The organism is Microbispora sp. GKU 823 (genome assembly GCF_002027145.1).
Lineage (GTDB): Bacteria > Actinomycetota > Actinomycetes > Streptosporangiales > Streptosporangiaceae > Microbispora > Microbispora siamensis.
The window spans coordinates 26,221-38,373 of the sequence record NZ_MWJN01000014.1; the positions used below are offsets into that span (position 1 = coordinate 26,221).

Consider the following 12,153-nt stretch of genomic DNA (forward strand, 5'->3'; position numbering starts at 1 on the left):
ACGTCCTGCGCGTCTTCGGGATGGTCCTCGTGGTCGTCCAGCACTGGACGATGCCGGTCCTGTCGTACGCCCAGGGACGCCTCACCACGGGCAACGCCCTCGCCGCGATTCCGTACGTCACCTGGATCTCGCAGGTCATGCCGCTGGTCTTCTTCGCCGGGGGTGCGGCCAACGCGATCAGCTTCAGGTCCGCCGTCCGCCGGGGCGGCACCGCCCGTGAATGGACGGCGCGCCGGGTACGCCGCCTGGCCTGGCCGGTGGTGCCGCTGGCGGTCGTGTGGCTGCCGCTCCCCCACCTCCTGGCGGCCCTCGGCGTGCCCGCGCAGCCGGTGGAGGTGGCCGCGCGCACGGTCGGCCAGTTGCTCTGGTTCCTGGCGGTCTACCTGCTGGCCGTGGTGGCCACGCCGCACCTGCTGCGGATGCGGACCGGGGTGGTCCTGCCGGTGCTCGCGGGCGGCGCGGTGCTGATGGACGTGGTCCGGTTCTCCGGCCTGGAGGCCGCAGGCTACCTCAACGTCGCGTTCGTCTGGCTGGCGGTGCACCAGGTCGGGTTCCGGTACGCCGAGGGCGGCCTGGAGTGGCTGACCGGACGGCGGGCGGCCGGGCTCGCGGTGGCCGGGTTCGCGATGGTGGCGGGCCTGGTGGCGGCCGGACCGTACCCCGCCAGCATGATCGGGATGCCCGGGATGATCTCGAACATGGCCCCGCCGAGCGCCTGCCTGCTCGCGCTGTTCGCCGGTCAGCTCGGCCTGGCGATGCTGCTGCGCCCCGCCGTGAACGCGCTGGCCGCCCGCCCTCGAGCCGAGGCGGTGCTCACCGCGCTCGCGCCGCGCATGATGACCGTCTACCTGTGGCACATGACCGCGCTCGTCACCGTCGCCGGTGTGGCGACCCTCGGGTTCGGGCTGGCGACCCCGCCGACCGGCTCGGCGGCGTGGTGGAGCGCCGTCCCGCTGTGGCTGGCCGCCCTGGCGCTGGTCCTGGTCGCGCTCACCGCGCTGCTCGGCCGCTTCGAGGAGCCCGTGGGCGCCGCCGCCCACCGGCACGTGCCGCCGCCGCCACGCTCGTCGGCGGCGCGCTGCTCACGCTCACGATCACGGGCTTCGCGCCCGGCCCGGCGCCGCTGGTCGCGTGCGCCGCCCTGGTCGCGGGCCTGGCCCTGGTCAGCCGGCCCGCAGCTGCCGCTCCACCTCGTCGATGATCTCCTGCAGGCGCAGGCCGTGGCGGGCGTCGAGCGGATGCCCGCGCCGTCGCGTACGGTGCCCGCGAACTGCCGGACCACCTCGGGGAAGACGTCGCCGAGTTCGGAGCCGAGCAGCGAGGCGCTGCCGAGCCGTCCGTACACGTCGATGCGGCTGGGCGGGGTGTCGCCCTCGACGGCCATGCTCAGCGACGCCTCGCTGACCGCGCCGCCCTCGTGCTCCAGCAGCAGGCCGACCCAGCCGAGCGGGTCGCCGTGGGCCTTGACCGCGACCACCCGGCCGAGCGCGGCGTCGAGCAGGTCGATCATGTGCGGGCCCACGTCGAGCACCGCACCGCGCTCAAGCCGCCAGGGGGTGGCGAAGGGGCCGCCGCGCAGGCTTCCGGAGATGTTGGCGGCGTGCCCTCCGAAGGGCTCGATCCGCCGGGCCCGGTCGAGGAAGCCGGCCGTCGCCGCCGAGTAGCGGAACGTGAAGAGCATCTGGGAGGCGACGCCCGCCTCCTCGATCGCCCCGGCCAGGCGCCGGGCGCCGTCGAGGTCGGCCGCGAGCGGCTTCTCCAGCAGCAGCGCCCTGCCCGCCCGGGCCGCGAGCACGCCCAGCTCGGCCTGTACGGCGGGCGGCACGCAGAAGGCGACCGCCTCCGACGCCGCGAACAGGTCCTCCAGCCGCTCGAAGGAGGGCGCGCCGTGGGCCTCCGCCAGCGCTCGCGCCGCGTCGGGCCTGCGCGCCCACACCCCGGACAGCGTCGTGTGCGGCCCTGCCGCGAGGGCGGGCGCGTGCACCATCTCCGCCCACGGTCCCGCACCGACGAGTCCCACCCGCACCGGCTCCATGACGCCCCCTTTCCGGCGGGACCCTACTGCAGGCCGCCGATGGACGGTCAAGGGGGCCGCCGCGCGTGAAATCGGCCGTACGGGCAAGATGGACCGTCTATGAACGTCATCCTGCTGAGGCACGGCGAGACCGAGTGGAGCAGGGCCGGGCGGCACACGGGCCGCACCGACCTGCCGCTGACACCGCACGGCGAGGAGGAGGCGCGCGCCCTGTCCCGCCTGGTGGCGGGCCGGTCGTTCGCACTGGTCCTCGTCAGTCCCGCGCAGCGGGCCCGCCGTACGGCCGAGCTCGCCGGCGCGGGGCCGTACGAGGTGGACCCGAACCTGTGGGAGTGGGACTACGGCGGCTACGAGGGGATTTCCACCGCCGACATCCGCAGGTCACGCCCCGGCTGGTACGTCTGGCGCGACGGCGTCGTCCCGGGAGACGAGGCGCACCCGGGTGAGACCGTCGAGCACGTCGGGGAGCGGGCGGACAAGGTCCTCGCCCGGATCCGCTCGGCGGACGGCGACGTCCTGGTCGTCGCGCACGCGCACATCCTGCGTGTGCTGGCGGCGCGCTGGCTGTCGCTGCCGGCCGACCACGGCAGACACCTGCGTCTCGACACCGGGACGTACTCGGTCCTCGGCTACGAGCACGACGACGAGCCCGTCCTGCTCCGCTGGAACGTGCCGACCTGAGACTTGCCGGTCCGGAAACGTGCCGGTCCGAATCGGACCGGTCCGATCACGCGTGCCTGTTCACGCCTGGGCGACCGGCTGGGGTTGCGGGCCTCGGCCGGTCAGCCATTCCAGGACCTTGCGGTGGCCGCGCCGGGCGTCCTCGAAGTGCCCCCACCGCCAGTACCTGGGCTGCTCCCGCACCCCGGTGACCCATGTCCGATACGCCACCGTCCTGGGCCGCCCGTCCGCCGGGTCGGCCGGCGCGGCGACGCCATAGGTGCGGATCACCACGCGGCCTCCGGGTGCGAACAGCACGTCGTCGGCCACCGGGTAGAGAGTCATCTGGTCCAGCACGGGGTCCCCCTTGTGAGCTTTCCTGGGACTCACTGTGCCGGATCCGTGTTACGCCTCCCGCGTCGCGCTGTTACGCCCGTGAGAAGCGGGTGAACACGGGGTTACACCAGAACAGGTCAGACCAGGAGGCCGTCGAACTCGCCGTCCTTGACCCCGAGCACCAGGGCCCGTATCTCATCTCGTGTGTAGATGAGCGCCGGTCCGTCGGGATAGCGGGAGTTCCGGACGGCCACGCCGCCGTCGGGAAGCTCGGCCAGCTCCACGCAGTTGCCGGTCGAGTTGCTGTGGGCGCTTTTCCGCCAGGTGACCCCGGCGATGTCGGTTGCGGGCATCCCGTTATATGTCTGCATTCATGTCTCTCTGAGAAGTTCGCCGAGGATCTCGGCAGTGCCGCCGGGCGTGGTGCTCTCCACGCACAGCTGCTCCATGGCCGTGAGGTAGGGATCGATGTCCTCACGTTTGTCCAGGTAGAGCGCACCCCAGAGCTGCTCGACGTAGACCACGTCCGAAAGGTCGGACTCCGGGAAGCGGAGGATGGTGAACGCGCCTCCCTCGGCCGCGTGCATCCCGTAGCGAAGGGGCATCACCTGAAGGGTGATGTTGGGCAGCGTGGACACCTCCAGCAGGTGCTGGAGCTGTTCCCGCATCGTCGCACTCCCTCCGATGGGCCGCCTGAGCGCGGCCTCGTCGATGACGGCCCACAACCGGGGGCCGTCCTTGTGCGTGAGCCTCTCCTGCCGCTGCATCCGCAGATGGACGCGCTGCTCGAGCTCGTCCTCCGAGGCGTCCGGATGACCGAGCGTGATCACCGAGCGGGCGTACGCCGCCGTCTGCAGCAGGCCGGGCACGAACTGCACCTCGTAGGTGCGGATCACGCTGGCAGCCTCCTCCAGGCCGACGTAGGTGACGAACCAGTTCGGCAGCACCTCGCCGAACTTGTGCCACCACCCGGGCGTGTTCGCCTCGCGGACCATCTCCAGCAGGCCACGCCGCTCGGCGTCGTCGTGGACGCCGTACAGCGTGAGGAGGTCTTCGACGTCACGTGTCTTGAACCCGACCCGGCCGAGCTCCATCCGGCTGATCTTCGACTCCGAGGCACGGATGTGGAATCCGGCGACCTCGCGGGTCAGGCCCCGCTGCTCACGCAGCCGGCGCAGGCTCGCGCCGAGCATGATGCGTCGAACGGTGGAACCGGATCCGGGCGGATCTATGGACACGTGCTATTCCTCCGCTTTGTGGACTGGTTCACAGTCTGTCAAAGATCGCCCCCTTCGTCCCAGTGGTGTTCGGGAGTACCGTAGCGCTTGCACAACGCGCTTGCACGTGCATTCGCTCTTGCACATGCACGGGAGTGTCCCTCATCATGATCCCGTGCAGTCCACGAACCTGACTCGTGGCCAGAACCAGTGGTCGGCGCTCGACTGGTGGCCGCCTATCGGCTGGTGGCCGGAGCCCGCACGCGGTCTCCCCGAACCCGGGTCGGCCACCGCCAGCGCCACCTTCGTCCTGCCGCCCCGCGCGGAATCGGTCCACTCGGCGCGTAGCTTCACCGCCGGGACCCTCTCGGGCTGGCAGTTGGCGGACCTGCTCGACGGGATGGAACTGGTCGTCTCGGAACTGGTCACCAACGCCCTGCGGCACGGCATGACGCTCACCGACAGCCGCACGCGGGAGGCCATGCGGCTGTCGTTGATCCGGCGGGGCGCGCACGTGACCTGCGCGATCACCGATCCCGGCTCGTCCGCGCCGGTGCTGCGGGATCCGAGCCCGTTCGAGCCGGGCGGCCTCGGGCTGCACATCGTGGAGTCGCTGAGCGTGTGCTGGGGATGGTGCCCGCTCGTCCCGCAGGGCAAGGCGGTGTGGGCCGTACTGGCGGCCTGAAGCAGCGCGGCCCGAACAGGGGCCGGCGGCCGGACGGCGGGGCCACACGCTTCGCCGGGAGCTTCGGCCGCCCCGCGCGGGGAGTGACGGCTCTCCGCTCAGGAGCACCGGAAAACCTAACCCGATCGCCAGATCTACCTGTCGCCGGTCATGGTCCGCCGCCGAAGAGCGCTCCCGTGCAGCCCGGAATGCATGGGAGCGCCCTCCGGCCGGCGGCCCGGATTCCCCGGAACCGCCCCTGAGACCGGGCCCGGCACGCGATGATGGGCCGAGAGCGGGCCGTGACGGCCCGGCGGCGTGCTCGTTCCCAAGCGATCGGCGGAGAAATATCGTGATCTCGGGATCCGTGACTTTGCGCTCATTGTCCGCCCACGGACCCCGCCGAGACTGTGATCTGCACTACGGTGGCTTCCTGGGACTCCCGAGAGATCAACAATGGACGATCACCTAATCGGCTGGCTGACCAGTCTTGACGAGGACAGGCTCGCCCGCGTGCTGGCGAACCGGCCGGACGCGATCGCCGCGCCGTGGCCCCGGCGCCTGGACGCCCTCGCGCAGCGGCTGACCGACACCTTCGCCGTCATGGAGGTCATGCGCGGCCTCCCCCTTCCCCCGCTCGAACTCCTGCAGGCGTGCCTGGTCATCGGCGGCCGTCCGACGGAGGACGAACTGGCCCGCTTCCTCGGGGTGAGCGCCTCCGCGGTGATCCCGTGGCTCGACCACCTCTACGACCACGCCGTCGCCTGGCCCGGCCGCGACGGCAGGATCACCGTGGCCGAGGCCGTCGCCCGCTGGTGGACCGCGCCCTGCGGCCTGGGCGAGCCGCTCGGCGCGTACCTCGACTCCTGGAAGCTCAGCACCGACGCGCTGCGCCGCATGTGCCGGGTGCTCGACCTGTCCCCGCACGGCGGCAGGCGCCAGGTGATCGCCCGGATCACCGCCCTGCTCGGCGACTGCGAGCGCCTGGGGTCGCTTCTCGACGACGCCCCCGACGGCACGCTCGGCATGCTCGACGACTTCGCGTGGGACGGCCCGGTCCGCAGCGTGAACGGCAACCGGTTCATCACCCCGGGCACGCCGGAGAAGTGGGCCCTCGACCGCGGCCTGCTCTTCCGCACCCAGTGGGACCTGGCGGAGATGCCCCGCGAGGTCGCGCTGGCGCTGCGCGGGCCCGACTACCGCGGGCCGTTCACGCCGTACCCGCCCGACCTGGCCACGGCGGAGTCGGACGCCGACGCCGTCGAACACGCGATGTGCCTGGCCGCGCCGCACGTGCTCGACCGGGCCACCGCGCTGCTGGAGAACGTCGACAAGACGCCGCTGCCGCTGCTCAAGAACGGCGGGGTCGGCGTGCGGGAGATCAAGCGCCTGGCCAGGGAGACCGGCTGCGCCGAGGACGAGACCCGGCTGCTGCTGGAGGTCTGCGCGGTCGCCCGGCTGATCGCGATCGACGAGGAGGCGGGCGGGCTGACGCCGGCGGGCCGGTACGACGCGTGGCGGCTGGAGGAGGCGCCCATGCGGCTGCGCGTCCTACTGGCCGCGTGGTGGCGGATGGAGCGCTCGTCGCTGCGCCGGGTGGACGGCCGCCACCCCGCCGCGCTCGGCGACGACCCGGCCGGCGAGACGATCGCCAGGATCCGGTGGGCCCTGTTCGCGGCGCTCGCCGAGATCCCCGAAGGCAGGTCCTTCGCGACGCTGCCGGAGCTCGTGCAGCGGGTGCACTGGCGCGCCCCGCTGCTCGACCGGGAACTGCTGGACGGCTGCGCGGCGGCCGTGCTCGAGGAGGCCCGCCTGCTCGGGCTCGTGGCCTGCGACGCGCTCACCGGTCTCGGCCGGGCGCTCGCCCCGCTCGCGGGCGTGGCCGGGGACGAGAGCCGCGAGTGCGTGCCCGAGGTCGAGCACGACCCCGCGCTGGCGAAGGCCGCCACGCACGCCATGGCGAGCGCGCGGCGCACGGCCCTGTTCGGCGCCGACCTCACCGCCGTGGTGACCGGCCCGCCGTCGGTCGAGCTCGCCGCGCTGCTCGACCGCGCCGCCGACCGAGAGTCGCAGGGCTCGGCCTCGGTGTGGCGGTTCAGCCCCGCGAGCGTACGGCGGGCCCTGGACGGCGGCGACACGGCCGACACGCTCATCGCCGACCTGTCGGAGGCGGGGACGCTCCCCCAGCCGCTGACCTACCTGATCAGGGACGTGGCGCGGCGGCACGGCGAGGTCACGGTGTCGTCGGTCGGCTGTATCGTGCAGGGTTCCGACCCCACGCTGCTCGCCGAGATCGCCGCGCACCGGAAACTGGCCAAGCTGGGCCTGCGGCTGCTGGCGCCGACCGTGCTCGCCGGCGCGGCGCCCGCCGCGGCCACGCTGGCCGCCCTCAGGGAGGCGGGGTACGCCCCCGTGCCGGTGGACGACACCGGAGAGATCACCATCCGGCGCGAGCCGCAGGGCGGGCGGCTGATCCTCCTGCCCGGCGGCCGGGTCGCCGAGCTCGAACCCCCCGGTCCGCTGCTGGAGCCTCCGCCGGACCCGCGCGAGCACGCCAGGCGGCTGCTGGTCAGCGGCGGCCCGGTGGCGGCCGCGGCGCAGCCCCGTCAGACGTGGGCCGTCATCGGGCGCATGGCGACCCGGCTCCCGGCGGCGCAGCAGTCGCTGCTGGGTTTCGTCGTGGACCGCGACGTCCGCGCGATGATCACGCTGGCCGACGGGGGTCACCGCCACGGTCAGCCACGGCGAACTGCGCAGCGGCGTGCTCGACGCGTGGTGCGAGGAGGCCGGCGACTACCTGGAGTTCCCGCTCAACGAGATCGCCTCGGTCACCGCCGACTGCTGACCGCCGTCACCGCGGTCTCAGCGGACGCCGCAGCGGCGCAGGACGAGCAGGGCCAGGGCGCGGGTGACGTCGCGGACCTCCCGCAGGTCGACCTGCTCGCGCGGAGCGTGCGCGAAGCGGACGTCGCCCGGCCCGTAGTGCAGGGTCGGCACGCCCGCCCCCGCGTACAGGCGCAGGTCGCTCCCGTACGGCGCGGCGGTGCGGCCCGGCCGCGCCCCGGTCACGTCGGCCACCGCGCGGGCCGCCTCCTCCGCCAGCGGATGCCCCTCGGGCAGCCGGCCGCTGGCGAACTGCCCGCCCGGCCAGGTGACGCGTACGGGGTTGTCCCGCAACCAGGGGTCGTCCAGATCGGCGAGCGCGCTCTCCAGGGCGGCGCGGGCGTCGGCCGGGTCCTCGTCGAGCCGGACGCCCAGCCGTCCCTCGGCCACGAGCAGGTCGGGCACCGTGCTCGCCCAGTCGCCCGCGCGCACGGTGCCGATCTCGATCGGGTACGGCAGCGGGTTGCCCTCGAAGAGGGGGCCGGGATCGGCGTTGCGCTCGCGTTCGAGCCGGCGGACGGCCTGGAGCACCGGCACGAACGCCTCGACGGCGTTGACCCCCTCGTAGCGGGTGGCGCCGTGCGCGGCCCGGCCGGCGACTTCCAGGCGGAAGGTCAGCGCGCCTGCGTTGGCGGTGATCAGCTTCCCGCTGGTCGGCTCGGTGATCACGGCCGCCTCTCCCGCGTGGCCTCTGGCCAGGGTGGCGAACGCGCCGAGCCCGCCGTCCTCCTCGCTGACCACGCAGTGGACGGCCAGGGGGCGCGCGAGCCGTACGCCGGCCACGCGCAGCGCGCGCACCACGGCGAGGTTGGCGGCGAGACCGGCCTTCATGTCGCAGGCGCCCCGGCCGTGCAGGGCGGTCGCGGTGAGGCGGGCGCCGAACGGGTCCTGCCCCTCCCACTTGCCCGGGTCGCCGATCGGCACGACGTCGGCGTGCCCCTGCAGGATCAGCGCGGGCGTGCCCTCGCCCTCGGTGACGCCGACGACGCCGTAGCCCTCGGCGCGCTCCGCCTCCATGCCGGGGAACCCCTCGCGAGAACGGAGATCGTCGAGGTCGAGCTTCCACATGTCGACGTCGAGGTCCCATTCGGTGAGCATGCGGGCGCATCTGTCCTGCAGGTCGGACTCGGCGTCGGTGCCGGTGACGCTCGGCACCCGGACCAGGCCGGCCAGCAGGCGCACGGTCTCGGCCTCGTCGATGGCGCCTAGGACTCTCGCTTCGACATCCATGCCGGAGACTGTAAGGCCTCCCCCCTACCGGCGTGGAACCCCTGAATGCACGTGCATTCGCGTCGTACAGTGGATCTTTCGGAAGGGAGTCCGGGGATGGCGAGACTGACAGCCGGCTGGGTGGGCCGCCCGGGGATCTGGCGCGGCCTGCTCGCGTGGCCGGTGGTCGCGCCGTTCGCGCTGTGGGCCGTGCTGCGGCTGGTGCCCGGCGACGTCCACTTCCGGTGGGTGCAACTGGTGGCGTTCACGCCGTACGTCGCCCTCGCCTCGGTCGTCGCGCCGCTGGTCGCGCTGCTCGTGCGGCGCCCGGCGGCGCTGGTCGCGGGCCTGGCGGTCACCGCGACGCTGGCGGCCTGCGTGCTGCCCCGCGCGCTGTCGGACCCGTTCCCGCACGGCTCGGCCGGCGCGGGTGTGCGGGCGGCCGGCGCCGCGGGCCCGGCCCTCCGGGTCCTGTCGGCCAACCTGCTCTACGGCTCCGTCCCGCCCGCCGCGCTGGTGGACCTCGTACGGCGGCTGCGCCCCGATGTCCTGACGCTCCAGGAACTGACCCCGGAGGCGTCGGCGGGCCTGCGTGCGGCGGGCCTGACCACGCTCCTGCCGTACGCGGACGACCGGGCCCAGGAGGGCTCGGGCGGCTCCGGGCTCTTCACGCGCTTCCCCCTGCGGCCGGAGGAGCTCACGACCGTCAACGACCGCCAGCAGGCGGCGGGCGTCGTCGAGGTCCCCGGCGCCGGGCCCGTCGCCGTCGTGTCCGTGCACCCGTGCGCGCCGCGCTACGCGTACCGGTTCAGCTGCTGGTCGAAGTCGCTCGCCGCGCTGCCCGGTCCGGGCGGGCCCGTACGGATCCTGTCCGGCGACTTCAACGCGACGCTCGACCACGCCAGGGTCCGGCGCCTGCTCGACGCGGGCTACCGGGACGCGGCCGACGCGACCGGCAACGGTCTGGCCGGCACCTGGCCGTATCGGAGGTCGTCGGACTTCAGGGGTCTGCCGGTGCCGCCCGTCACCCTCGACCACATCCTGGTGGACCCGCGCGTCGCGGTCCGGGCGTTCGGCGTCCACCGGCTCCCGGTGACCGACCACCGGGCGATCTTCGCCGAACTGGTCCTGCCCACGACCGGCGTCTAGCTAGGCCCGTTCCGACGCCGGGAAGGCGAACCGCGGCTCCGCTCCGGACCACCACACGCCGATCGCGAACGCCGCCGTCGCCTCCAGGTAGACCGCGCGGGACAGCCCTCCGCAGGGCATCGGCGTGCATCCCATCGACGTGATCAGCGCGGCGGTCCGGTCGAGGCTGCCCGGATCGTCGCCGCAGAACGGCACGGCCAGCGGAACTCCTTCGAACGCCGGCCGCGGCACCGTCCAGATGCTGTCGTGGCACAGGTTGAACGCCTTGACCACATGGGCGTCCGGCGCGACGTCCGCCATCAGCCGGGCGACCGAGGTCGTGCCGCCCGTCGTCAGCGTCAGCCCGTCGTCGCCCGGCTCGACGGGATTCGAGCAGTCGAGGACGGTCCGCCCGGCGAGGACGGCCGCGAGCCCGTTCACCAGCCCCGGCGCCACGCCGGCGGGAACCGCCGCGAGTACGAGTTCGCCGTGCGCGGCCGCGTCCGCGAGCGTTCCGTCCTTCGCGGCGCCGATGCGGGCCGCCGTCGCGGCGGCCGCGGCCCGGTCGCGTCCGCCGACGAGCACGTCGTGCCCCGCGCGGACCCAGGCGCCGCCCAGTGCCGTGGCCATCCCGCCCGTGCCGAGGATGCCGATGCGCATGGTGCCTTCTCCGTTCCGGATGAACCAGGTGACGGCCCAGACGTTAGAGAAGCCGACGCACACCACACGGTGTCTTTCGGACCGGGCAGGATGGGGCCATGGACGAGTTCCACGACGAGCGCGCGTACACCTCCGACTGCCGGGCGCGCCTCGCGTTCGAGGTGCTCGCGAACCGCTGGGACAGCGTCGTGGTCTACACGCTCGGCGAGGCCGGTCCGATGCGGCCACGGCGGTTGCGCGCCCGGATCGGCGGGATCTCTCCCAAGGTCCTCAACGAGGCGCTGCGGCGCCTGGAGTACAACGGCCTGGTCGAGCGCCGGGCGTACGCCGAGGCGCCGCCCCGCGTCGACTACGCGCTGACGGAGGCGGGCACGGCGCTGCTCGCCCCCATGCGCGCGATGGGCGAGTGGGCCGTACGCCACGGGGACGCCGTGCTGGACGCCCAGGACCGGTTCACGGCGCGGGGACGGGACCGGCGCCTCACCGGCGTCTGACGCCTACCTCAGTGACACGCGGGTGAAGCGGGTCTCGAAGCCCTTGCCGGCCGGGGCGGCGCACATGACCCCGGCGAGGGCCGGCGCCTGCGGCGGGAAGTAGGCCAGGCGCAGCATGTGCTCGGGCTCGCGCCGTTCACGCCGTATCGGACGGTCACGGCGTCGCCGGCCCGTTCGAGGTCGAACGTCGCGGAGACGAGGCCGCCGGGCGCGGGCGTGACGGACCAGTCGGAGAAGCCGCGGGTGACGACGACGCTGAGCTGGTGGCCGCCGTCGACGAACTCGACCCCCGCCTTGATCCAGTTCTCCTCGTCGATCCGGAGCACGGCTCCGGCCTGGTCATACTGATCGGCGTAGTCGGCGTCGAACGTCACGGTCAGCCGGACGTCCCCGGCGACCTGGCGGCCGAACATGTGGGCGGTGTCGTACGAGTAGCCGTAGTGCGTCTTCTGCCACAGGTCGCTCTGGGCGTCGGCGACGGCCCGCAGGCCCTCTCCGGTGTGCGACCACCCGGCGGGCTCGTTGATCCACATGAAGTCTTCGAACGCCATGCCGGCCCCTTGCCGTCGCTTTGACTGATCTTGTTATGAGAGCGCTTTCCGCGGCTCGGCGTCAAGGACGATCTACCTGCAATTTAGATCGATTTGTCCCCTTTACTCCCTCTTTCCCTATACTCGTGCCTCACATCACCTTTTGCCCCTGTAAATCACGTACATCGCATAACCGTCGTATCCCCTTCCCCAGGGAACGCGCGGCCCGCTTCCGGAGCCTTCCGCCCCTCCTCACCGAGGGCCGCTCCGCCATGGCCGGGCGCGCGTGCGGAGCCCGCCGGCCAGCCGGGACTCCTCGACGACGCGAGGCCCCGTT

11 protein-coding genes and 2 pseudogenes are annotated in these 12,153 nt (G+C 73.3%); 6 read left to right on the plus strand and 7 right to left on the minus strand.

Going from position 1 to position 12,153, the window contains the following annotated elements:
- Positions 1 to 50: 50 nt before the first annotated feature.
- Positions 51 to 929: pseudogene (locus B1L11_RS54675) on the plus strand (acyltransferase family protein); the annotation flags it as partial.
- Here B1L11_RS54675 and B1L11_RS54680 read toward each other — a convergent pair.
- Entirely contained in the window at positions 845 to 2,035 is a 1,191-nt protein-coding gene (locus B1L11_RS54680; protein ID WP_372974663.1) for a Gfo/Idh/MocA family protein, read from the minus strand. The pseudogene B1L11_RS54675 and the gene B1L11_RS54680 overlap by 85 nt on opposite strands.
- A 99-nt stretch (positions 2,036 to 2,134) precedes the next feature.
- On the opposite strand from B1L11_RS54680, the gene B1L11_RS10405 reads away from it, so the two are divergent.
- The gene (locus B1L11_RS10405; protein ID WP_079314285.1) at positions 2,135 to 2,716 is read left to right on the plus strand and encodes a histidine phosphatase family protein; all 582 of its coding nucleotides are present in this window, start codon (positions 2,135 to 2,137) and stop codon (positions 2,714 to 2,716) included.
- 60 nt (positions 2,717 to 2,776) lie between these two features.
- Here B1L11_RS10405 and B1L11_RS10410 read toward each other — a convergent pair whose 3' ends face one another.
- The 3 genes from B1L11_RS10410 to B1L11_RS10420 all read right to left on the minus strand — a co-directional run bounded on the left by B1L11_RS10410 (position 2,777) and on the right by B1L11_RS10420 (position 4,224).
- On the minus strand, positions 2,777 to 3,052 hold the full coding sequence (locus tag B1L11_RS10410) for a hypothetical protein (protein ID WP_079314286.1): 276 nt from the start codon (positions 3,050 to 3,052) through the stop codon (positions 2,777 to 2,779).
- 116 nt (positions 3,053 to 3,168) lie between these two features.
- On the minus strand, positions 3,169 to 3,402 hold the full coding sequence (locus tag B1L11_RS10415; protein WP_079314287.1) for a DUF397 domain-containing protein: 234 nt from the start codon (positions 3,400 to 3,402) through the stop codon (positions 3,169 to 3,171).
- Positions 3,403 to 4,224 (minus strand): helix-turn-helix transcriptional regulator, encoded by an 822-nt coding sequence (locus B1L11_RS10420; protein ID WP_079314288.1) that lies wholly within the window; start codon positions 4,222 to 4,224, stop codon positions 3,403 to 3,405.
- A gap of 199 nt (positions 4,225 to 4,423) precedes the next feature.
- Here B1L11_RS10420 and B1L11_RS10425 point away from each other — a divergent pair, with 199 nt between their 5' ends.
- Entirely contained in the window at positions 4,424 to 4,933 is a 510-nt protein-coding gene (locus B1L11_RS10425) for an ATP-binding protein (protein ID WP_256862397.1), read from the plus strand.
- Positions 4,934 to 6,868: 1,935 nt separating this feature from the next.
- A pseudogene (locus B1L11_RS50265) lies at positions 6,869 to 7,189 on the plus strand (helicase-associated domain-containing protein); the annotation flags it as partial.
- A 585-nt stretch (positions 7,190 to 7,774) separates the two neighbouring features.
- On the opposite strand, the gene B1L11_RS10435 reads toward B1L11_RS50265, so the two are convergent.
- The gene (locus tag B1L11_RS10435; RefSeq protein WP_079314290.1) at positions 7,775 to 9,025 is read right to left on the minus strand and encodes an ArgE/DapE family deacylase; all 1,251 of its coding nucleotides are present in this window, start codon (positions 9,023 to 9,025) and stop codon (positions 7,775 to 7,777) included.
- 96 nt (positions 9,026 to 9,121) lie between these two features.
- On the opposite strand from B1L11_RS10435, the gene B1L11_RS10440 reads away from it, so the two are divergent.
- Positions 9,122 to 10,153 carry an endonuclease/exonuclease/phosphatase family protein gene (locus B1L11_RS10440; RefSeq protein ID WP_079314291.1) on the plus strand — a complete coding sequence of 344 codons (1,032 nt, stop codon included), beginning with the start codon at positions 9,122 to 9,124 and terminating at the stop codon, positions 10,151 to 10,153.
- Here B1L11_RS10440 and B1L11_RS10445 read toward each other — a convergent pair whose 3' ends face one another.
- Positions 10,154 to 10,792, minus strand: coding sequence for an NADPH-dependent F420 reductase (locus tag B1L11_RS10445; protein WP_079314339.1), 639 nt, complete (start codon positions 10,790 to 10,792; stop codon positions 10,154 to 10,156). It lies immediately after the preceding gene.
- 98 nt (positions 10,793 to 10,890) lie between these two features.
- On the opposite strand from B1L11_RS10445, the gene B1L11_RS10450 reads away from it, so the two are divergent.
- Complete coding sequence (locus B1L11_RS10450; RefSeq protein WP_079314292.1) at positions 10,891 to 11,286, plus strand: helix-turn-helix domain-containing protein; 396 nt, start codon at positions 10,891 to 10,893, stop codon at positions 11,284 to 11,286.
- 8 nt (positions 11,287 to 11,294) lie between these two features.
- Here the strand turns inward: B1L11_RS10450 and B1L11_RS10455 are convergent, their stop codons facing one another.
- On the minus strand, positions 11,295 to 11,837 hold the full coding sequence (locus B1L11_RS10455; protein WP_218671007.1) for a DUF1349 domain-containing protein: 543 nt from the start codon (positions 11,835 to 11,837) through the stop codon (positions 11,295 to 11,297).
- Between the last annotated feature and the right edge of the window lie 316 nt (positions 11,838 to 12,153).